The 20588-nt window shown below is 61.1% G+C and carries 17 protein-coding genes; 12 read left to right on the forward strand and 5 right to left on the reverse strand.

The window, feature by feature from the left end:
* Positions 1–2: 2 nt before the first annotated feature.
* On the reverse strand, positions 3–731 hold the full coding sequence (rsmG, locus tag WKI89_RS08080) for a 16S rRNA (guanine(527)-N(7))-methyltransferase RsmG (protein ID WP_337868667.1): 729 nt from the start codon (positions 729–731) through the stop codon (positions 3–5).
* A 236-nt stretch (positions 732–967) separates the two neighbouring features.
* A complete protein-coding gene (mnmG, locus tag WKI89_RS08085) occupies positions 968–2770 on the reverse strand; it encodes a tRNA uridine-5-carboxymethylaminomethyl(34) synthesis enzyme MnmG (RefSeq protein ID WP_337868668.1) in 1803 nt (600 codons plus the stop codon).
* Between the two features lie 200 nt (positions 2771–2970).
* Between mnmG and dnaA the strand changes: the two genes are divergently transcribed.
* The 6 genes from dnaA to WKI89_RS08115 all read left to right on the forward strand — a co-directional run bounded on the left by dnaA (position 2971) and on the right by WKI89_RS08115 (position 10756).
* Complete coding sequence (gene dnaA, locus WKI89_RS08090) at positions 2971–4323, forward strand: chromosomal replication initiator protein DnaA (RefSeq protein WP_337868669.1); 1353 nt, start codon at positions 2971–2973, stop codon at positions 4321–4323.
* A gap of 476 nt (positions 4324–4799) precedes the next feature.
* Complete coding sequence (locus WKI89_RS08095; protein ID WP_337868670.1) at positions 4800–5567, forward strand: enoyl-CoA hydratase; 768 nt, start codon at positions 4800–4802, stop codon at positions 5565–5567.
* A gap of 77 nt (positions 5568–5644) precedes the next feature.
* Positions 5645–6769: a DNA polymerase III subunit beta gene (gene dnaN / locus WKI89_RS08100; protein ID WP_337868671.1), complete on the forward strand. Its 1125-nt coding sequence runs from the start codon at positions 5645–5647 to the stop codon at positions 6767–6769.
* Positions 6770–6865: 96 nt separating this feature from the next.
* A complete protein-coding gene (gene eno / locus WKI89_RS08105; protein ID WP_337868672.1) occupies positions 6866–8140 on the forward strand; it encodes a phosphopyruvate hydratase in 1275 nt (424 codons plus the stop codon).
* A 27-nt stretch (positions 8141–8167) separates the two neighbouring features.
* Positions 8168–9592: a pyruvate kinase gene (gene pyk, locus WKI89_RS08110; RefSeq protein WP_337868673.1), complete on the forward strand. Its 1425-nt coding sequence runs from the start codon at positions 8168–8170 to the stop codon at positions 9590–9592.
* A gap of 87 nt (positions 9593–9679) precedes the next feature.
* Complete coding sequence (locus tag WKI89_RS08115; protein ID WP_337868674.1) at positions 9680–10756, forward strand: hypothetical protein; 1077 nt, start codon at positions 9680–9682, stop codon at positions 10754–10756.
* 6 nt (positions 10757–10762) lie between these two features.
* On the opposite strand, the gene WKI89_RS08120 is transcribed toward WKI89_RS08115, so the two are convergent.
* Positions 10763–12418, reverse strand: coding sequence for an N-6 DNA methylase (locus WKI89_RS08120; protein WP_337868675.1), 1656 nt, complete (start codon positions 12416–12418; stop codon positions 10763–10765).
* A gap of 162 nt (positions 12419–12580) precedes the next feature.
* Here WKI89_RS08120 and WKI89_RS08125 point away from each other — a divergent pair, with 162 nt between their 5' ends.
* The 6 genes from WKI89_RS08125 to WKI89_RS08150 all read left to right on the forward strand — a co-directional run bounded on the left by WKI89_RS08125 (position 12581) and on the right by WKI89_RS08150 (position 17806).
* Positions 12581–13297: a GntR family transcriptional regulator gene (locus tag WKI89_RS08125; protein ID WP_337868676.1), complete on the forward strand. Its 717-nt coding sequence runs from the start codon at positions 12581–12583 to the stop codon at positions 13295–13297.
* On the forward strand, positions 13294–14508 hold the full coding sequence (locus tag WKI89_RS08130) for a pyridoxal-phosphate dependent enzyme (RefSeq protein WP_337868677.1): 1215 nt from the start codon (positions 13294–13296) through the stop codon (positions 14506–14508). The genes WKI89_RS08125 and WKI89_RS08130 overlap by 4 nt, the downstream gene beginning before the upstream one ends.
* On the forward strand, positions 14505–15245 hold the full coding sequence (locus tag WKI89_RS08135; RefSeq protein WP_337868678.1) for an AzlC family ABC transporter permease: 741 nt from the start codon (positions 14505–14507) through the stop codon (positions 15243–15245). Before WKI89_RS08130 ends, WKI89_RS08135 begins: the two co-directional genes overlap by 4 nt.
* A gap of 51 nt (positions 15246–15296) precedes the next feature.
* Positions 15297–15620 (forward strand): AzlD domain-containing protein, encoded by a 324-nt coding sequence (locus WKI89_RS08140; RefSeq protein WP_337868679.1) that lies wholly within the window; start codon positions 15297–15299, stop codon positions 15618–15620.
* Positions 15617–16498 carry a DMT family transporter gene (locus WKI89_RS08145; RefSeq protein ID WP_337868680.1) on the forward strand — a complete coding sequence of 294 codons (882 nt, stop codon included), beginning with the start codon at positions 15617–15619 and terminating at the stop codon, positions 16496–16498. Before WKI89_RS08140 ends, WKI89_RS08145 begins: the two co-directional genes overlap by 4 nt.
* 120 nt (positions 16499–16618) lie before the next feature.
* The gene (locus tag WKI89_RS08150) at positions 16619–17806 is read left to right on the forward strand and encodes an ATP-binding protein (protein ID WP_337868681.1); all 1188 of its coding nucleotides are present in this window, start codon (positions 16619–16621) and stop codon (positions 17804–17806) included.
* On the opposite strand, the gene WKI89_RS08155 is transcribed toward WKI89_RS08150, so the two are convergent.
* Both WKI89_RS08155 and WKI89_RS08160 read right to left on the reverse strand, forming a co-directional pair.
* Positions 17793–18863, reverse strand: coding sequence for an LLM class flavin-dependent oxidoreductase (locus WKI89_RS08155; protein ID WP_337868682.1), 1071 nt, complete (start codon positions 18861–18863; stop codon positions 17793–17795). The two genes, WKI89_RS08150 and WKI89_RS08155, sit on opposite strands and share 14 nt — an antisense overlap.
* Positions 18864–18921: 58 nt before the next feature.
* Positions 18922–19932 (reverse strand): polyprenyl synthetase family protein, encoded by a 1011-nt coding sequence (locus tag WKI89_RS08160; RefSeq protein ID WP_337868683.1) that lies wholly within the window; start codon positions 19930–19932, stop codon positions 18922–18924.
* Positions 19933–20588 lie beyond the last annotated feature (656 nt).

Genomic DNA, 20588 nt, shown 5'->3' on the forward strand with positions numbered 1-20588 from the left:
CCCTAGGATAACGGATTTTTGGACGGCACCCCCGCCTTGCGTGGGTACTGCGGGGGGGTGGGGGCAACTTTTTCGATAACGACGAGGTTTCGTTTGTCCTTGATGATCGGCAGCTCGAGGCCAATGACCCTCTCCAGACGGCCTCCCAGCTTCTTTATCGCAGGCTGCGCGGGCTCGATCTCACTTTCCACACCTCCCGCCTTCTGCACCAACACGAACCCCCCAACCCTGACCAAGGGCAGGGTCAGCTCGGCCACCACCTGCAAAGTAGCCACCGCTCGGGTCAGGGCTGCATCATATGTTTCACGTTTTACAATTTCGTGGGAAAGCGCTTCTGAACGGCCCCAGATCGCATTGACGTTCTGTAGTTTAAGGGTTCGGATTACGGAATCCACGAAATCTACCTTTTTTTTGGTAGCATCCAGCAGGTCAAACCGAATCCCAGGACGAACCAGGGCCAGCGGTAAACCAGGGAAACCCGCCCCGGTTCCTACATCAACAATCGACATTCCATCCTGGAAACCTGGGTAGGTCAGGCAGGTGAGGGAATCCACAAAGTGTTTGAGCACAATCCCTTCCTCGTCCCGGATGGCCGTCAGGTTGATGGACTCGTTAGCGGCAGTCAGTAAATCAAAAAACTGGTCAAACTGAGGGAGGTGTGGCTCGAGGTTCAAACCGATTTCGCCGGCTGCTTGCAGCAAGAGTTGTTTTCCTGCCCCGGTCATTCTCATAGCAAATTTCCAGAAATAGCTCGTTCCCAAGTGATTTTGCAGTCAATTGTAAAACGTGAAACATGGGTTTGGGCGGGAACCGCTAGCACCAGCGCGGGATCATTCGCATTTCGGTAGTATCGTTCACTTTGACAAGCCTAAACGATACTTCCGAAATGCTTTTCTACTCCCCTCGGTCGGCTTGAATCCTTCACTCCGACTGCGTCCAACGGTGAAGGATTCAAGCGGAAACGGTATCACACCGGCACCTTGGTCAAGTACACCAACAGCGCGGTGGTGTCCGAGTCCCGGATTCCCGGAACCCTCGAGGCCTCCGCCACCGACCGAGGGCGAACCCGGCTGAGTTTCTCCACCGCTTCCTTGGAGAGGCTGTGAACTTTCGTGTAGTCTATGGATTCGGGCAACCGGTAGGCCTCGAGTTCCTTCAATCTGTCCCTTAACCTGTCCTGCCGGTCAATATAACCTGCGTACTTGGCCCGCACCTCTATCTGATAAGCCTCTTCCTTGCTCAGACCCTGTTCGGGTTGCCCCACCCGCTGCAAAACCTCAGCATAGCTGGCCTCGGGGCGGCGGAGGAACTGCAAAGCCGATACCCCCTCCACACGGGTTTTTTGCAGGCGGTGGAGTTCGTTCTGAATCCGTGCATACTTGGCTTGTGTGGCCCTCAAATCATCGGCTGAGCGCAATCCCCACTGGGCTGCCAGCGGAACCAGCCGCTCATCGGCATTGTCGGATCGGCACAGCAGGCGCAACTCCACCCTCGAGGTCATCATCCGGTAGGGCTCATCCACCCCCCGGTGCACCAGATCATCCACCATCACCCCGATATAACCGGACTCACGCGGTAGATACACTTCCGCTAGGCCCATCGCGTACCGGGCCGCGTTCAACCCTGCCAACAGACCCTGGGCAGCAGCCTCCTCATATCCCGAGGTTCCGTTGAGTTGCCCGGCTGTGAACAACCCGGCCAGCTTGCGGGATTGCAAGCCGGGCGTGAGTTCCAAGGGGTTTAACGCATCGTATTCCACCGCATAGGCATAGCGCTGGATGACCGCCTTCTCAAAACCCGGTAAGGTCTGCACCATGCGTACCTGCAGTTCGGGCGGTAGGGAAGAACTGAAGCCCTGTAGATACAGCTCGGTGGTGTGCAGACCATCGGGCTCGACAAACAACAAATGCGTGTCCTTGTCGGCGAAGCGCACCACCTTGTCCTCGATGGAGGGGCAGTACCGCGGCCCCACGCCTGCAATATCCCCGCCGTAGAGGGGGGAGAGGTGCAGGTTTTCCTGGATCAGCCGGTGGGTGGCCTCGGTGGTGCGGGTCTGCCAGGTGGGCCGGGCCGTGGCGTGAGGGCCAGGTGTACCCGAAAAAGTCTCGGCGGGATCGTCGGCGGGCACCACTTCCAGTTGGGTGTAATCCACTGAATCGGCCTGGATGCGCGGTGGTGTGCCGGTTTTGAAGCGCCTTAGGTCGTGCCCCACCGCACGCAAACTCTCCGAGAGAAAGCGGGCGGGCGGTTCGCCCTGCCGACCCGCTGCCCTGGACTGCCTCCCGTACCAGACCACCCCCTGCAAGAAGGTACCACTAGCCACCACAACCGCCTGGGCACCGATTTTCCGCCCATCCACCGTCTCCACCCCGCGCAACTCACCCTGCTCCAACCAGAGCGCCGCCACCTCGGCCCGAACACCCTCGATGTTGGGATGAGACAGCAGGATCCGCTGGGCTTCCAGGGCATAGCCATCCCGGTCCACCTGCACCCGCAGGCTCTGCACCGCAGGGCCTTTGGAGCGGTTGAGCACCCTGGTATGGATTGCGGTCGCATCAGATAGTTTGCCCATCAGGCCGCCCAGCGCTTCAATTTCGGCAACCAACTGGCTTTTACCGGGGCCGCCCACCGCCGGATTGCAGGGCATAAGCCCGATCCGGTCCGGGTTGGAGGTTACCAGGCCCACACGCGCCCCCAGTCGGGCTGCTGCCCAGGCGGCCTCGATGCCGGCATGTCCCCCACCCACCACAATCACGTCATAGACCTTCATTCGCCCAACTCCTAACCTTAGCATTCTAGCAGAGGGTTCCCCCAGCGAAAAAGCAATACAGGCCACCAGACCAACTTTCGAGCCCAAAAAACCCCAAATTGGCCTTCTTGGAGGAGGTTTTGGGCTATAAAAACGTGTTTTCATACACCTGTACAGGGATTATCCACAGGGCATTTCCAGCCTGTGGATAACTCAGTAGAATGTACAAACTTGTCTATTCAGGAGGATTGGCCTTGACCCAAAATACTGTCTGGCAAAACGTGCTCGAATACGTGCGCCAAAGCATCACCGAAGTGGAGTACCATACCTGGTTTGAGAAGATTCAACCGCTGGGGGTGGTGAACGGTTCGCTCGAGCTGGGTGTGCCCACTACCTTTTTCAAGGGTTGGATTGAGGACCATTACGCCGAACTGCTTGCCGAAGCCCTGACCCGCCTGGGTGCCCAAACCCCCCGCTTCGAGCTCAAGGTGGTGCCGGGCAAGCCGGTACAGGAGGATATCTTCGCCGCTTCCACCCAGACCAAACCACAGGAGCAGCGTTCCCGGCTCAACCCCAAATACATCTTCGAGAACTTTGTGGTCGGGCAGAACAACAACCTCGCCCACGCCGCTGCGGTGGCGGTCGCGGAATCTCCTGGCAATGCCTACAACCCGCTATTCATCTATGGCGGCGTGGGATTGGGCAAGACCCACCTTATGCATGCGGTAGGCCACTCGGTGGCCCAGCGTTTCCCCGACAAAAAAATAGAGTACGTCTCCACCGAAACCTTTACCAACGAACTGATCAATGCCATCCGGGAAGACCGCATGACCGAGTTTCGTGACCGCTATCGTTCGGTGGATCTGCTGCTGGTAGACGATATCCAGTTCATTGCGGGAAAGGAACGTACGCAGGAGGAGTTCTTCCATACCTTCAACGCCCTCTATGAGGCCCGCAAGCAGATCATCCTATCCTCCGACCGCCCCCCCAAAGACATCCTGACCCTCGAGGCCCGCTTGCGCAGCCGCTTCGAGTGGGGTCTGATTACCGATATCCAGTCGCCCGACCTCGAGACCCGGGTGGCCATCCTCAAGATGAACTCGGAGTACCGCAACATGCGCATCCCCGAGGAGGTGCTGGAGTATATTGCCAAACAGATCACATCCAACATCCGCGAACTCGAGGGCGCCTTAATGCGGGTGATCGCCTATGCCTCACTCAATGGGGTGCAACTCAGCAAGCCGGTAGCGGTTAAAGCCCTCTCCGATGTGTTTGCCGCCACCGAGACCCATCTTACCCCCGAGGAAATCCTCAAAGCCGTGGCCGATCACTACGGGCTCAAGCTGGAGGAGCTGCGTGGCGCAGGCCGCCGCAAGGAGGTGGTAATTCCCCGCCAGATAGCCATGTACCTCATCCGCGAGATGACCCACGCCTCCCTCCCCGAGATCGGTCAGTTTTTTGATGGGCGCGACCACACCACAGTGCTCTATGCCATCCAAAAAATTCAGGAGAGTATTGACAGTGAAACAACCCTCCAACAGGCCCTCAAAGGCATCAAGGAACGGCTGCGCTAGGCCTCAACCCCCTTGTGGATAATTCAGCAATTCAGGTTCTTATGCACCTTGCCCATCGAACCTTAACAACCCCGTCCGCAATTGCATTTTTAAGTAATTGGATAACATAATTCAGGGGCTTAAAACTGTGGACAAATTAATTTAACCTGTGGATAACCCTGTGAATAATATGTGGATAACCCTGTGGATAGACCTGTGGATAAATACGTTCATGGCGTGCCTGTGGATAAGCCCCCATTCCATCCACAGCTTATCCACAGCTTATTCACAATTCCTTATACCCTTTATCCACAGGCTGAATTCGATACCGATGCGGGTTTAAGAGCCCTTATCCACATATCCACAGCCCCTACTACTACTATTACTAATTCTTAAAATTTTTAAAAAGAAGTAGGAATTTAAATTCAAGAGCCTGTTTTTAGCCAACCCGAACCCAGTCAAAAGTAACCCCTTAAGACCTAACCACAAGGAGCTATATGCACAACGTTGAGCAAGTTTTAGAGAACAGGATCCTGCAACTCAGCTTCAACCGCCTCGAGCGCAAGAACGCCATCACGGCAGAAATGTATGGTGCACTGGCCCAAGCCCTGGACAAGGCCAACAGCGATCCGGCGGTGCGGGTGGTGCTGATGACAGGGCAGCCGGGGATCTTCACCAGTGGCAACGATATCCAAGACTTCCTGGAAAACCCCCCTACAGGCATCCAGAGCCCCGTATTTCGCTTTCTGGATGCCCTGAGCCACTTGGAGAAGCCCCTGGTGGCTGCGGTGGACGGTTTGGCGGTTGGAGTGGGAACGACCCTGCTGTTGCACTGCGACCTAGTGTACGCCACCCCCGAGGCCCGCTTCCAGCTGCCCTTCGTCAACCTGGGGCTGGTGCCCGAGGCCGCCTCGAGCCTCTTGTTGCCCCAAATCGCAGGCTACCAGCGGGCTGCCGAGATGCTGCTGCTCGGAGAGGTGTTTTCTGCCGAACAAGCCCTGACGGCTGGGTTGGTCAACGCCATCGTCCCCAGCCATCAACTCCTCGAACACGCCCTGGGCATAGCCCACAAGCTCGTCGAGAGGCCCGCCCAGGCTTTGCGTCTGACCAAATGTCTGCTCAAACAGCCCTACCTGAGCCAGATCGAACAGGTTATGCAGGCTGAAGGAGAACTGTTTATTCGCCAACTAACCTCGCCCGAAGCCAAGGAAGCCTTCGCCGCCTTCATCGAAAAGCGCAAACCCGATTTCAGCAAGCTGGGTTGACTGTTAGAATATTCAGGCTGACCGGGGCCGCGCTTCACGCCCAGCGCCCCGACCAATTGCCCAACACGGAGGCCAGTGTGGAAGTTCGCATCCCCAAACGTACCCTTGCCGAAGGACTCTCGATCCTCGAGCGGATCATTCCCAACCGCAGCTCCAACCCCATCCTGACCTACCTGCCCATCGAACTGTCCGACACCGGCCTGACCCTACGTGGTACCAACGGCGAGGTGGACATTGAAGTTCGACTGCCTGCCGAAATCCAGGGCTCGGGCCAGGTGCTGGTGCCGGCCCAGACCTTCTCACAAATCGTCCGCAGTGCGCCCGGCGAGCTGGTTGAACTAATTTTTGGTCAGGGGTCGGAGGGGGTCAAAGGTGCGGGCGCAGGCGCCACAGGAGAGCGCCTCGAGCTGCACTCGGGGGCCTTCAACACTCAACTCTCTACCACCAGCCCGGATGGCTACCCCGAGCTTTCCTTCAGCCAGCCGGGCACCGAAAAAATTGCGGCTTCTCGTCTGGCCCAGGCCATCACCCGTGTGCGCTACGCAGCCAGTACCGAGGAGTACCGGGCCATCTTCCGGGGGGTGCAGCTCGAGATGTCCCCCAATGGCCTGCGTTCGGTGGCTTCCGATGGCTTCCGGCTGGCCCGCTACGACCTGCCCCTACAACTACAAACCCGCAAGCTGGTGATTCCGGCCCGCAGCGCCGACGAGATTGTGCGGGTCTTCAAAGACGCCCAGGGAGAGGTTGCGTTCGCAGTGGGGGAGGGCAGCCTAACCCTGGTGGGTGAGTCCGTGCGCATGGCGGTCAAACTGATGGAGGGTGAGTTCCCCGACTATGCACGGGTAATTCCGCAAAGTTTCGTACTGGAAGCTACGCTGGCCGCCGAGGCTTTGCGCGAGAGCCTGAAGCGGGTGGCGGTCCTTTCCGATCGCAACAACCACCGGGTCAACCTGTTGTTCAACGATGGCAAACTCGACATTGACGCCGAGGGGGATTACGGGCGGGGTAGGGAAGAACTGAGCATTGATTCTTCGGGTGAACCCCAGCTGATGGTGGCCTACAACGCCCAATACTTGATTGACGCGCTGGCTCCTATCGAAGGTGCAGTGCGGATCAAGCTGTCCGGCCCTACCAGCCCCAGTGTGGTGCAGGCCGTAGAGGACACGGGTTATCTGGCGGTAGTGGTTCCCCTGCGGGTTTGAGGTTTGCATTACAACGAACGCAGCCCTGACCTCGAGGTGTAGACTCTTAAGCGGTTGCGGGAAATAGAAGCGTTTCCAGCAAGGAGGCACAAACCAATGACCACAATCGTTGAGATCAAAGGACGCGAAGTACTCGACTCACGCGGCAACCCCACCGTCGAGGCCGAGGTGGTGCTGGAGTCGGGGGCCCGCGGGCGGGCCATGGTGCCTTCGGGGGCCTCCACCGGGGCCCATGAAGCGGTGGAGCTACGGGATGGCGGCCCCCGCTTCGGGGGTAAGGGGGTGCTGCGGGCGGTGGCGGCCATCAACGAGCGCATCGCCGACGAGATGATCGGGCTGGATGCGCTTAATCAGGAGGCCGTGGATAAAACCATGCTCGAGCTCGACGGCACCCCCAACAAAGGCAACCTGGGGGCCAATGCCATTCTGGCGGTCTCGCTGGCCACGGCCCATGCGGCGGCCAGCGGGCTGGGCTTGCCGCTCTACCGCTACCTGGGAGGGGTGCAGGGGGTGACCCTGCCGGTGCCCTTGATGAACGTGATCAATGGGGGTAAGCACGCCGACAACAACGTAGACTTCCAGGAGTTCATGCTGGTGCCCGGCGGCCTGCCCACCTTCTCGGAGGCCCTGCGGGCCGGGGTCGAGACCTTCCACGCCCTCAAGTCGGTCTTGAAGGCCAAGGGCTACAACACCAACGTGGGGGACGAGGGGGGGTTCGCCCCCGACCTCAAGTCGAACGTGGAGGCGGTGGAAGTGCTGCTCACGGCCATCGAGAAGGCCGGTTACAAGCCCGGCCAGGAGATCGCCCTCGCCCTCGACCCGGCCAGCTCGGAGTTTTATCAGGACGGACGGTACGTGCTCGAGGCCGACGGTAAGTCGCTCTCCGGCCCGGAGATGGTGGCCTACTGGGAGGACTGGGTCAACCAGTACCCCATCGTCTCCATCGAGGATGGGCTGGCCGAGGACGACTGGGAGACCTGGAAACTCCTGACCGACCGGCTGGGCCGGCGTATCCAGCTTGTGGGCGACGACCTGTTTGTGACCAACCCGGCCATCCTGAAGCGCGGCATCGAGCTGGGGGTGGGGAACTCTATCCTGGTCAAGGTCAACCAGATCGGCACCCTCTCCGAGACCCTGGAGGCCATCCGGCTGGCCCACCGCTCCGGCTACACCACCATCCTCTCGCACCGCTCGGGCGAGACCGAGGATAACACCATCGCCGATATCGCTGTGGCGGTTAATGCCGGCCAGATCAAGACCGGCTCGGCCAGCCGTTCGGATCGCCTGGCCAAGTACAACCAGCTACTGCGCATCGAAGAGGAACTGGGCGCAGGAGCCCGCTTCCTGGGCTTTGGGGCCTTCAAAAAATAAGGCTTTGGACCAGCCCGAGACGAGACTATGGGACTTTTGAAACGAACCAAAATTGTGGCCACCTTGGGGCCCGCCTCGCGCTCACCCGAGGTGATTCGGGCCTTGATTGAGGCCGGCGTCGATGTTTTTCGCCTCAACTTTTCGCATGGCGTGCCTGAAGACCACCGGGCCTCGGTGCAGATGATCCGGGAGGCCTCGAGCGCCCTCGAGCGCACCGTGGCTATCCTGCAAGACCTGCAGGGCCCCAAGATACGCTGCGGGCGCTTCCGCGAGGGGGCGGTGGAGCTTCAGCCAGGGCAAAAATTCATCATCACCACTGAGCCTGTCGAGGGGGATGAAACCCGGGTTTCGACCACCTACCGGGGCCTGCCCAACGATGTAGCACCGGGGCAGATTCTGCTTTTGGACGACGGGAACATCCGGCTGCGGGTGGATGAGGTTCGCATCAACGACATCCACACCACCGTGCTGGTGGGGGGGCGGCTTTCCAACAACAAGGGCATCAACATCCCCGGGGCCGACCTTTCGATCCCGGCCCTGACCGATAAAGACATTGACGACATCGCCCTGGGGGCTGAGCTGGATGTGGACTGGGTGGCCATCAGTTTCGTGCGCAGCCGCGACGACCTGCTGCTGGCCCGCCACTATCTGACCCGCCACAACTCCCGCGCCCGGCTGATGGCCAAGATCGAGAAGCCCAGCGCGGTGGCCCGCTTCGACGAGATCCTCGAGGAGGCCGACGGCATCATGGTGGCCCGTGGCGACCTGGGGGTGGAGATGCCGCTGGAGGAGGTGCCGGCAGTACAGAAGCGCATTATCCTCAAAGCCGTGCAGGCTGGTAAGGCGGTCATTACAGCTACGCAGATGCTGGAGTCCATGATCAAAAACCCCAGCCCTACCCGCGCCGAAGCCTCGGACGTGGCCAACGCCATCTTCGATGGCACCGACGCGGTGATGCTCTCGGCCGAGACCGCCGCCGGCCAGTATCCGGTAGAGGCAGTCTCGTTCATGAGCCGGGTGGCCCGAACCATCGAGGCCACCCAGGAGTACAAAGACCGCCTCAACGCCCTGCGCCCACCGGCCACCCGCACCGTGCAGGACGCCATCGCTCGAGCTGTGGACGACGTGGTGGAGTCCACCGGGGCTAAGGCGGTGGTGGTGTTCACCTCCACCGGCGGGGCGGCCCGCCGGGTGGCCCGTACCCGGCCCCCGGTGCCGATTCTGGCCCTGACCCCCAACCCCCACGTGCGCAACCAACTGGCCCTGGTCTCGGATGTGCTGCCCCTGCTGGCCCCCGACCCCAAAGACACCGATGATATGGTGCAGATTGCGGTGGCTAAAGCCAAAGAGACCGGCCTAGCCGAGGTGGGTGAGTACGTGGTGATTGCTGCTGGGGTGCCCTTTGGGGTGCGCGGCACCACCAACATGATCCGGGTGGAGCGGGTGAGCTGAAGCCGGAAGGAATCTGTGCAAGGGATGCTAAGGCGCCTGGCAATGGTGCTGCTTTTAAGCGGCATGGCGATGGCCCAAGGAGAGAGCGTGAAACGCCCGGACGCACCGCCCCTGGCCGCTCGAGGCAGCGCGGTGGTGGGGGTCAGAACCCTGCAACTCACCGACCCAGGCCGTCAAAACCGAAGCATTACCGTCGAGGTCTGGTACCCTGCCAGCGGAATCCAACAAAGCACGGTCTACCAGAGCGTGATCGGGCAGACCCCGGTTCGGATCGTTGGACGCGCGAACCGGGACGCAGCGCCCGCCAGCGGCAGGTTCCCGCTGATTGTGGCCTCGCACGGCCAGCCCGGCACCCGTTTTCAGTTTGCTTACTTGAACGAGCACCTGGCCAGCCGGGGCTTTGTGGTGGCCTCGCTCGACCACCCCGGCTCGACCTACCAGACCCTGACCCAGCCAAACTACATCAGCAGCCTTGTGGATAGGCCGCTGGATATTCTGTTTGCCATCGGCGCGGTGGCCCAACAGATTCCGAGTGCGGACGCCGGCAACGTGGGGCTGCTGGGCTACAGCTATGGCGGTTACAGCGTGATCAATGCAGCTGGTGCGGGGCTGGATGGTGCGGCCCTGAATCAATACTGCCGGGCCAGCAACAACGAGGGGCCCTGTTTTGCCCTGCCCTTTTTTGCGCAGCTCGAGGCCCAGCGCGGCGCCAAGGTTGTCCAGCCTGATCCCCGCATCAAAGCGGTGTTCGCCATGGCCCCCTACGGCCAGCCCTGGATTGGGGCCCGCTCGCTGGCAAACCTCAGGGTTCCTTTGTTTGTAGCGGCAGGCGAGGCCGACGATGTGGCCACCTACCGGCGCGACGCGCTGGAGTACTTCCGCCAGGCGGGTTCGCAGGAAAAGTACCTCCTGAGCCTGGCCGCCGCCCAGCACAACCCCTTTGTGGAGTGCCCCCCCGAGGTGCGGGGTAGGGAAGAGGACTACTGGCGCTGCTTTGAGCCGGTGTGGGACATGGAGCGTGCCCACGACCTGGTCAAGCACTTTGCCACCGCTTTTTTCGCGCGCTTTTTGCAAAATAACCTCGAGCTGGCGAATTACCTGAATCCCAGCTTGCCGGGGTTCAAACCGCGTACCACCGTGGGGGTCAGGCTGGAAACGCGCTGAAACGGTTTATCTGGGGTACCGACGTTCCTGGAGGGCTTTTGTAGCACTGCGCAAAAGCCCAATTTCTGCCCTGGTCAGCCGGAGTCCTTGGACAAGAACCACCTCATCGGCCAGGTTCTGGGCAGCCTCGATACGGCCTGCGCGCACCAGCGAGTCCAGTTCCTGGGAGAGGGCCTCGAGCGATTCTGGGGGCAGGCCGGGCGCGACCAGCACCACTTTTTCTGCCTCGCCGGGCTCGAGCTTTAGCATTCCGCCCCCCATGGCGTGGCCTTCAATCTCGGTGCTCAGGCGGGTGAGGGAGGTCTGCCATAGGCCCGCCAGGCTACCCGCACGCAGTTGGGTTGAGCGAAGGCGCAGCACGTGAAGGCTATTGGGGGCTACGGCGCGGGCGTCGTTGGTCACCAGTCGCGGGTAGTTGCCGCTCATGTAGGTGAGAAAGGCATCCGGCAGGTAGACCTGGGGTACGCTGTACCAGGGGTCGCGTACGCGGCATTTGTAGGCCTGGTGTACGCCCCGGCTTTCGCCGTGTGCGAGGTAGCGCCGTAAACCATCTGGGAGATCTTCATGGCTGGATATATGTAGCAGATACCCTGCTTCTCCAGTTGACAGGGCTTCCTGCCAGTCTCTTTCGCTAAACCTTAGACCCTTGAGCCCTCGAGCCCTTCGCACAGCGGGCTTGAGATACTGGGGTGGAATGCCCCATTCTGCAACCTGGCCGGGGCTCAGGTGAAAAAACAGGTTGTTCCCGGTGACGTAGCCAATGCCCACATCCGCCAGTGCGCCCAAGCGCGTGGTCAGGGGGGAATGGCTTAACTCCTGGTAAAGCGCCCTGGCGTTGTGCGGAATCAAGTATTCGATGGTTCTCGTACGGCCCGAGGCCAGCTCCTGTGCTTCGATTGGCTGGGTTTGACAGCGACCGGGCTCGAGTTTTTCCAGGTCGGAAGGCGCTGCTAAATCGAGCAGATGGAAGTGGGAAGCCCGGCTGCCTTTTCCCTCGGCAAGCAAGAGCAGGGTGTCCTGGCTCAGGTGGGGGAAAAGCCGTTCTCTAAAAGTGACCAGGGTAATCCGTTCAAAACGGTCCGCCAGGTATTCGAGCAGCGGCCTGGCATAGGCGGCGTGCAGGAGTTCCGTGGGAATGACCATGCCCAAGCGCCCGTCCTTCGAGAGCAGGGCCACCGAATGCACCAGAAACGGTGCCCAGGAACTCGATAGCTGGCTCAACACAACACCCTCGGAGGCGGCTTTTGCCAGCGCCCGGGCCCGCCCCTCCCCTGAGAAACGCTGATAGCGGATGAAGGGTGGATTGCCCACCACGGCGGTGGGGGCGGGTATCCGGCCCGGCGATACCTCGAAGAAATCGCTGCAAATCAGGTTGGAGGGGCAGATACCGCCCTGTTCGGCCAGAACTTTCTGGGTCTGGACGTGAACGGCAGGGTCAATTTCGATACCGAAGATCTGATTTCTCGGGTTGCCGCCCAGTTGCAAGAGCCGCTGGAGTGCCGCTCGCAGAAAAACACCCCCGCCAAAGGAAGGGTCCAGGACGGTATCCGCCGGCGCACGCACAGCCCAGCGCACCAGGAAGTCGGCGACGGTTGCGTCGGTGTAGTAGGCTCCAAAAGCCTTGGCAGCCTCTCCAGAAGGGTCTTGAACCGTATAAGCCATCGGATTCAGCCTATCATTACCAACCCCAATTTGCCCGGCTGGCTGCGCCTGAGAGCAGGATGTGATATATTACATCTCACCAACCCGCGGGGGTCTCGCCATAGCTCAGCACACCTCGGCGGAGTAGGTACAGGAACAACATCCCGAACCGAAAGGAAAAATATGCCCATCCCCGAAACCACCCCGACCCTCGAGCGCCCCATCCTGCGCGAGTCGGTGTATGCCCAACTGCGCGACTGGATTGTGCAGGGGGTGCTCGAGCCGGGTGAACAACTGCGCGACCAGGAGCTGGCCCGGCGCCTGGGCGTGAGCCGTACCCCGGTGCGCGAGGCCCTGCGCCGCCTGGAGGATGAAAGGCTGGTCGAGACCGCCAAAAACCGCTGGACGCGGGTCAAGCCGGTAGACCTGAAAGAAGCCGAGCAAATTTATCCCATCCGGGCGGTGCTGGATGGGCTGGCCCTGCGGCTGGCTTTTCCGTGGCTGGATAAAGCCAGCTTGAGTACCATGCGCAAAGCCAATGCGGCACTCCGGTCCGCGCTCAAAAATGCCGACATTCCTGCAGCGGTAGAAGCCGACACAGCTTTTCACGACGAATATGTGCGCCACTGCGGCAATCCCGAACTGATGGAGATCATCCGCGGCCTGCGGGTGAAGCACCACCGCCTCGAGCTGACCTACTTTGGCAGCCCCCAACTAGGCTTGGTCTCGGTAGAAGAGCACACCGGAATTATCGAAGCTGTGGTGGCAGGGGATATTCGGCAGGCCGAACAACGCCTCAATCGCCATTTCCACAACGCCCTAACCCGCCTAAAAAGACAGCCCCAAGACCGAAGCCCCCCATTGCGGAAGGTTCTCCCTTCGGGGGTGTTTCGCCCATGAATGCTCTCCAACACCTGCTCAACGATCTTGCTCAAGTGGAGCGCTGGCCTACAAAGCCCGCCGAGAAAACGGCGGTGGTCGAATATCTGGCAGCGAAATTCCAGTCGGGTCAAAGTTACAACGAGACGCAAATCAATCTCCTCCTGAAAGCCTGGCACACTTTCGAGGACTGGGCCTTGTTGCGCCGCGAGCTGGTGGATCGGGGTTTCCTAACCCGTGAAGCCAATGGCTCGAGCTATGTGCGAACCGCGCTTGGGGTCTCGGACATTCCCCATCGGCTGAAGCTTGAAAATATCCAGCAGGCGGCCCAGGTCATTGATCCGGTTTTTCTAAACACGCCCCAGTTCCCCGCCGAAAGTTTGGGCGAGGTGCTGGGCCTCGAGCTGGTGGTCAAGGTCGAGACCCTGAACCCCATCCGCAGCTTCAAGGGGCGGGGGGCCGACTATTTCTTCGTGCGCAACCCCAACCTGCTCGAGGTGATCTGTGCCTCAGCGGGCAACTTTGGCCAGGGTATGGCTTACGCCGCACGTAAGCAGGGCATCCGACAAACGGTTTTTACCTCGGTCTATGCCAATCCGCTTAAGATTGCCCGGATGCAGGCCCTGGGTGCAACGGTGCGGCTGGTGGGGGAAGACTTCGATGCGGCCAAGCTGGTCGCCAAGGAATATGCGGCTGCACATGGGCTGCCTTTTGTCGAAGATGGACACAAACCAGAACTCTCCGAAGGCGCGGCCACGATGGGCTTGGAATTGCTGCGTTACCCCAAACCCTTCGATACCCTGCTGATTCCTCTGGGCAACGGTGCGATGATTGCCGGTATCGCCCGCTGGGTCAAGGCCCTGGCTCCGAGGGTACAGGTGGTAGGGGTGAGTGCTGCCGGAGCGCCGGCGATGGAACAATCCTGGCGCAGCGGAACCCTGGTGCAGACCCCTTCTATCACCACCATTGCCGATGGCATCGGGGTGCGGATTCCGGTGCCCGAAGCCCTGCAAGACTTGAAAGGCCTGGTGGACGAGGTGTTGCTGGTCGAAGACCCCACCATCCTGCAAGCCATGCGGCTTGTGCATCAGCATCTGGGGCTGGTGTTGGAGCCCTCGGGCGCAGTCGGTATCGCGGCCCTGCTGGCCCACCCCCAGTTCAAAGGACAGCGGGTTGCTACGGTGCTGTGCGGCTCCAACCTGACCCCAGCGCAGATGGAGGCGCGGCTGTGAGCCCTTCCCTTAACAGCCCGAAAGCCGCCTTCTGGCGGGGTTTTGTGGAGATACTGCCGATGACCATCGGGGTGATTCCCTTCGGGCTGGTCACCGGCATCGCCGGGCTCAAGGCGGGGCTGAGCACCCTCGAGATCACCCTGATGTCGGCCCTGGTCTTCGCGGGGGCCTCGCAGCTGGTGGCGCTGCAGCTAATGCACTCGGGGGCGGCGGTTCCCCTGGTGCTGCTGGCCGGGCTGGTGGTCAACCTGCGCTACGTGATGTACTCCTCGGCCATCGCCCGGCACCTGGAGCCCTTCCGGGGCTGGCTCAAACCCCTGGCGGCCTTCCTGCTGGTGGATCAGAACTTCGCCCTTACCATAGGGCGCTACCGGCAGCTGGGCCCCAGTTTCACGCCGTGGTACTTTCTGGGCGGGGGGGTGCCGCAGTATATCGCCTGGGTGAGTAGCACCTACCTCGGTGCGCTGCTGGGAGCGCGGGTTCCCGAGCGCTGGGGCCTCGAGTTCGCCATCCCGCTGGGCTTTATGGTGCTCCTGCTTCCCGCCCTGCACGACCGCCCCAGCCTCGCCGCCGCCCTGGTGGGCGGCCTGGTGGCCACCGCCTTGGTCGGCCTGCCCTACCGCGCGGGGCTGTTTGTCGGCGCGGTCGCGGGCATTGCGGCGGGGGTCTGGCTGGAGAACCGCAGGAGGGGCCGGGCATGGGAGGATGCACCGCAGGAGATGAAAGAAGGGCCCTGACGAACCAAAAACCCTCACCACCTCAAAGCACGACTGCTTTTTCTATAGGACATGACCTCACTTGATATCTGGCTCAACATTCTGGGGCTCGCCCTGATCGCCTTTGCGGTGCGCTACTACCCCATGGCCCTCCTCGAGCGCTTCAGGCTGCCCCCGCGGGTGCAACAAGGCCTGCGCTACGTGCCCGCCGCAACCCTAGCGGGGCTGGTCTTCCCGGCCTTGCTTACGCACAACGGCCAGTGGGCCGGGCCAGCGCATCCCGAGCTGTGGGCCGGGCTGGTTGCCGCGCTGGTAGCCTGGCGTTTCAAGAACGCGCTGCTCACCATTGGGGTGGGGCTGCTGGCCCTGTGGCTGTTGCGCTCGGCGGGGTTATGAGGCTTGCTCTTTGGGCCCCGATCATTTTTGTGCTCCTGTGGAGCACCGGCTTTGTGGGGGCCAAGTTTGGGCTGCCCTACGCCGAGCCCTTCACCTTTTTGTGGGTGCGGATGCTGATCGTGGTGGGGTTGCTTTCGGCGCTGGCCGGGGTGCTGCGCTCGGCCTGGCCCAGGGGCTGGGCCCTAAACCTGCACATTGGGGTCTCGGGGCTGCTGCTGCACGCGGGCTATCTGGGCGGGGTGTTTTTTGCCATCTCGAGGGGGATGCCGGCCGGGCTGGCGGCCCTGATTGTGGGCTTGCAGCCCATCCTGACCGCCCTCCTGGCCCAGCCGCTGCTGCGCGAGCGGGTGAGCGCGGTGCAGTGGGCCGGGCTGCTGCTGGGCTTTGGGGGGGTGGGGCTGGTGGTGGGGGAGAAAGCCCTGGACGCTCGAGTCCTGCACATCGAGCCCTCGGCGTTTGTGGCCATCGTCCTGGCCCTGCTCTCCACCACGCTGGGCACGCTGTATCAGAAGCGCTTTGCCGTACAGATGCCCCTGATTGGCGGGACGGTGGTGCAGTATGTGGCGGCGGCGGTGGGTTTGTTTGTCCTGGCTCTTCTGTTTCACGAGACCATGCAGATCCAGTGGACGCCGCAGTTCATCCTGGCCATGGCCTGGCTGGTGCTGGTGCTCTCGGTGGGGGCCATTCTGCTCCTGATGTACCTGATCCGGCACAACTCGGCCAGCCGCGTGGCCAGCCTGTTCTACCTAGTGCCCCCGGCCACCGCGCTGGAAGCCTACTTTTTGTTTGGCGAGCGGCTGGGGGTGCTGGCCCTGCTGGGGATGGGGCTAGCGGCGGTGGGGGTGGCCCTGGTGGTGCGGCGCCGTGACGGGCTCTAAGGTGGGCTTGGCTGGGTAGGCGCGGGTGCTTATACGAATTTATAAGAGTTTATAATGAAAAATCGCTATAAGCCATTATAAACCCCTATAAATTTGTATAATCGTATATAGGTTCAAGCCATGGATCCCATCCAGAACCCCTATTCCCCAGGAGCAGGCGCACCACCGCCAGAGTTGGTGGGCCGTGACCAGATCCTCGACCAAGCGTGGGTTTTGCTGGGTCGGGTCAGACAGAGGCGGCCCGAGAAGAGTGTGATCCTAACCGGGCTGAGGGGGGTGGGTAAGACGGTTCTGCTCAACGAGATCGAGCGGATTGCACGCCAACACCTTTACCACACCCTCTTGCTCGAGGCCCTCGAGGACAAACCCCTCGGCGTTCTATTATCGCCCCATCTCCGAACCCTGTTGTACGAACTGGATCGGCTCGCGGGCGCGGGCGACCGGGTCAAGCGGGCCCTGGCAGTGTTGCGGAGTTTTGTGGGGGCCATCAAGGTTTCGATGGGCGATTTTAGCATCGGGCTGGACATCGAGCCAGCCAAGGGCAGCGCCGATAGCGGGGACATCGAAATAGACCTGCCCAACCTGTTTGTTGCTGTTGGGGAAGCTGCCGAGGATCGCAAGGCTGCTGTGGCGCTGCTAATAGATGAAGTGCAGTACTTTAGCTCCAAAGAGCTGGGCGCCCTGATCATGGCCATGCACAAGGTGCAACAGCGCCAGCTACCCATCGTCCTGATAGGGGCTGGTCTGCCCATCCTGGCTGGGCTGGCAGGCGAGTCGAGGTCCTATGCCGAGCGGCTGTTTGCCTTTCTGGAAGTGGGGGCGCTTTCGGAAGCCGACGCCATGCGGGCCCTTGCCGAGCCTGCCCAGGCCCGAGGTGTGTTGTTCGAGCCCGAAGCGCTGCGAGAAATTTATGAGTTAACCAAGGGATATCCCTACTTTTTGCAGGTATGGGGTTACTGGTGCTGGAACTTGGCCGAGCGTAGTCCCATCAGCCTGGATATTGTCCGGGCCGCCACGACCAAGGTCATCACACACCTGGATCAAAGCTTCTTTCGGGTGCGCTTCGACCGACTTACGCCCGGTGAAAAAGACTTCCTGCGGGCCATGGCTGAGCTTGGGCAGGGGCCGTACCGCGTTGGCGAGGTGGCTGGGCTGCTCGAGGTCAAAACCACCAGTCTCAGCCCAGTGCGGGCTAAACTCATCAAGAAGGGCATGATTTACAGCCCCGCACATGGTGAGATAGCCTTTACCGTTCCACTGTTCGACCAGTTTATGCGGCGGGTGATCCCCGAGTTCAAGAGAAGGTGACCGACGGGCTCGTTCGTTGAGCGATCTCCTTCCGCACCACCGGCGCTACCTCGGTGCCGAGCAGCTCGATGGCCCGCAGAACCTTGCGCTGCGGGAGGGTGCCCACGGTGAGCTGGAGCAAGAAGCGTTGGTGACCGAAAATTTTGTGCTGGAACAGGATTTTCTCGATGATCTGTTCGGGGTGGCCTACAAAGTTGGCCCCGCGCAGGCCGGTGGAGGCTTCGTACTGGGCGCGGCTCTGGGGGGGCCAGCCGCGCTCCTGTCCGATGCGGTTCATGATGTAGCTGCTGCTGGTGTAGGCCAGCTCGAGGGCCTCCCGGGGGTCGTCGGCGATAAAACCGTGCGAATTGATGGAAAGGGGCTGGGGGGGTAGGCCCAGCCGCCGGGCGGTCTGGCGGTACAGCTCAAAGAGGGGGGCAAAGCGCTCGGGCATCCCGCCGATAATGGCTAAGGCCATGGGCAAACCCAGCGTGGCGGCCCGTACCACCGACTGGGGTGTGCCGCCCACCGCCACCCAGACCGGCAGGGGGTTCTGCACCGGACGGGGATAAACCGGCTGGTCGTGCAGGGCGGGGCGGAAGCGGCCGCTCCAGGTCACGCGCTCCTGCGCGCGGATTTTTAGCAAAAGCTCGAGCTTCTCCTCAAACAGCGCGCTGTAATCGTCCAGATCGTAGCCAAACAGCGGAAACGACTCGATAAAAGAACCCCGCCCGGCCATAATCTCGGCCCGGCCGCCCGAGAGCAGATCCAGGGTAGCGAACTGCTGGAAAACCCGCACCGGGTCGTCGGAGCTGAGCACGGTAACGGCGCTGGAAAGCCGGATGCGCTGGGTGCGCTCGGCGATGGCGGCCAGAACGACCGCTGGGGCCGAGGCTAGGTACTCCTCGCGGTGGTGCTCGCCCACAGCAAAAACATCCAGCCCCACCTGATCGGCCAGATGGGCCTGCTCGAGCAAGTCCCGCATGCGCTGGGCGGGGTCTTGAAGCTGACCGGTATGGGGGTCGGGGGTGTTTTCTACAAAAGTGTAGAGGCCAATTTCAAAAGGCTTGGGCTCCATGTTAGCAGTATACTTTTTATAGTACTAGTAAACCTGGACTGGATTACCTTGGGCGGGCTCAGGCCTCCCGCCGCACCAGGCTTTGCAGAATTTCCAGCACCAAGCCCCCATAAGCACCCCGTGGGGCTCCGTGCAGCGCCGGCCCCAGCAGGGCCAGCCCCTCGGCCAGCAGCCGCTCGGCCACCTGCTGGGCCTGGGCCACTGCCCCCGACTGCAACAGCCGCTGGTGCAGCCAGTGCACCTCCGGGGCGGGCTTTTGCTCCCGGGGAATGCGCAAAAGGGCCTCGGCCCGGCGGCGTTCCTCGGGGCTGGCCTGCTGCAAAAAGCGCAGCAAAATAAGGGTGCGCTTGCCCTCCCACAGGTCGCCGGCAATTTCCTTGCCGTACTTGGTGGGGTCGCCCATCAGGTTTAACACATCGTCCACAATCTGAAACCCGATCCCAAGCTTCATCCCGGCCTCGGTGAAGGCAGCCGGGGGCTCTGCTCCGGCGGCCAGCGCCCCCAGCCGCAGCGGGGCCACCGCGGTGTAGTAGGCGGCCTTCTGGCCCACCATTTCCAGGTAGTCTGGCTCACCCAAGTCGAAGCGCTGGCCCTCCATCCAGCTCATCTCCAGGTGCTGTCCCTGCGCGGTTTGTTCCACCATGTGCACAAACTCGAGCAGCACCGCCCGGGAAGCCCCCGCTTCCACCAGCAAGGCCCACTGCCGGGCGTGCAGGGCATCCCCGGCATTGAGGGCCAGCGGCACCCCGTACAGCTTGTGCAAAGCCGGTTTGCCGCGCCGTTCGTCGGAAGCGTCCTCGATGTCGTCGTGGATTAGGGCCCAGTTCTGGAAGAGCTCGAGCGCCGCCGCAATGGGCAGCACCCCCTCCAGCGAAGCCCCATAGGCCAGCCCGGTGTACACCAGCAGCGAACCCCGCAGCATTTTGCCGCCGCGCTCGGGGTAGTCGCGCAGCATCCGGGCAAACTGGGCCAGCTCGAGGCGGGTAGCCGCCTCGGGCCTGGGCAGCGCGTCCAGCAGGTACTGCTGGATAGCCGCCCGCACCTGGGCCGGAGAAAGATCGGCAACCATGCCCAAATACTACCCCTACCCGCCCCCGTCCGACACCCGTTACAAAGAGCGTAAACCCCGCCTCACCCACCAAAAACGCCTGCGCGATCGCACCTCACCACACACTAAACCCAACCTAAAACCAGTCCAGTACAGCATGGAAGCACTTTCACCAAATAACCCATTATGTTTTGCGCAAAATGTTATAATGCTGGTGTCGAGCAATTCGACAATGCACTTTGAAAACCAGCTTTTGCGATAAAAAAGGCAAACCCACGCCACAAAAAATCTAAAAGTGCGGGAAAGTAAGCCCTCATCGCAAAAAACACACTTTTTACCCCAGTTATCCACAGGGGGGCTGTGGATAACTCCGGTTTCTCATAAATACCCCCCCCAGCACCCCTGTACAGCACGGTGTTTAACGGGGTATGCTGTTGCAAACAAAAAGCCCCGTAAGGGGATTGAAACCGGTCTGGTTGTTGATCATCCGCATGGACTCCTGCAAGTTGCAAACAAAAAGCCCCGTAAGGGGATTGAAACGTTACCGCCGGGGGCTTTTTCTATTGGTGCTTAGATTTGTTGCAAACAAAAAGCCCCGTAAGGGGATTGAAACATATTCAATCGTGTGATTTTTGCACCCAATACTGATACGGTTGCAAACAAAAAGCCCCGTAAGG

It is taken from the genome of Meiothermus sp., from assembly GCF_037443965.1.
Lineage (GTDB): Bacteria > Deinococcota > Deinococci > Deinococcales > Thermaceae > Meiothermus.

What these genes read in the sequence shown, in the direction of transcription:
- rsmG (WP_337868667.1), bottom strand. Translation starts at nt 731, where the DNA reads ATGAGAATGACCGGGGCAGGAAAACAACTCTTGCTGCAAGCAGCCGGC.
- mnmG (WP_337868668.1), bottom strand. Translation starts at nt 2,770, where the DNA reads ATGAAGGTCTATGACGTGATTGTGGTGGGTGGGGGACATGCCGGCATC.
- dnaA (WP_337868669.1), top strand. Translation starts at nt 2,971, where the DNA reads ATGTACAAACTTGTCTATTCAGGAGGATTGGCCTTGACCCAAAATACT.
- WKI89_RS08095 (WP_337868670.1), top strand. Translation starts at nt 4,800, where the DNA reads ATGCACAACGTTGAGCAAGTTTTAGAGAACAGGATCCTGCAACTCAGC.
- eno (WP_337868672.1), top strand. Translation starts at nt 6,866, where the DNA reads ATGACCACAATCGTTGAGATCAAAGGACGCGAAGTACTCGACTCACGC.
- pyk (WP_337868673.1), top strand. Translation starts at nt 8,168, where the DNA reads ATGGGACTTTTGAAACGAACCAAAATTGTGGCCACCTTGGGGCCCGCC.
- WKI89_RS08120 (WP_337868675.1), bottom strand. Translation starts at nt 12,418, where the DNA reads ATGGCTTATACGGTTCAAGACCCTTCTGGAGAGGCTGCCAAGGCTTTT.
- WKI89_RS08125 (WP_337868676.1), top strand. Translation starts at nt 12,581, where the DNA reads ATGCCCATCCCCGAAACCACCCCGACCCTCGAGCGCCCCATCCTGCGC.
- WKI89_RS08130 (WP_337868677.1), top strand. Translation starts at nt 13,294, where the DNA reads ATGAATGCTCTCCAACACCTGCTCAACGATCTTGCTCAAGTGGAGCGC.
- WKI89_RS08140 (WP_337868679.1), top strand. Translation starts at nt 15,297, where the DNA reads ATGACCTCACTTGATATCTGGCTCAACATTCTGGGGCTCGCCCTGATC.
- WKI89_RS08145 (WP_337868680.1), top strand. Translation starts at nt 15,617, where the DNA reads ATGAGGCTTGCTCTTTGGGCCCCGATCATTTTTGTGCTCCTGTGGAGC.
- WKI89_RS08150 (WP_337868681.1), top strand. Translation starts at nt 16,619, where the DNA reads ATGGATCCCATCCAGAACCCCTATTCCCCAGGAGCAGGCGCACCACCG.
- WKI89_RS08155 (WP_337868682.1), bottom strand. Translation starts at nt 18,863, where the DNA reads ATGGAGCCCAAGCCTTTTGAAATTGGCCTCTACACTTTTGTAGAAAAC.
- WKI89_RS08160 (WP_337868683.1), bottom strand. Translation starts at nt 19,932, where the DNA reads ATGGTTGCCGATCTTTCTCCGGCCCAGGTGCGGGCGGCTATCCAGCAG.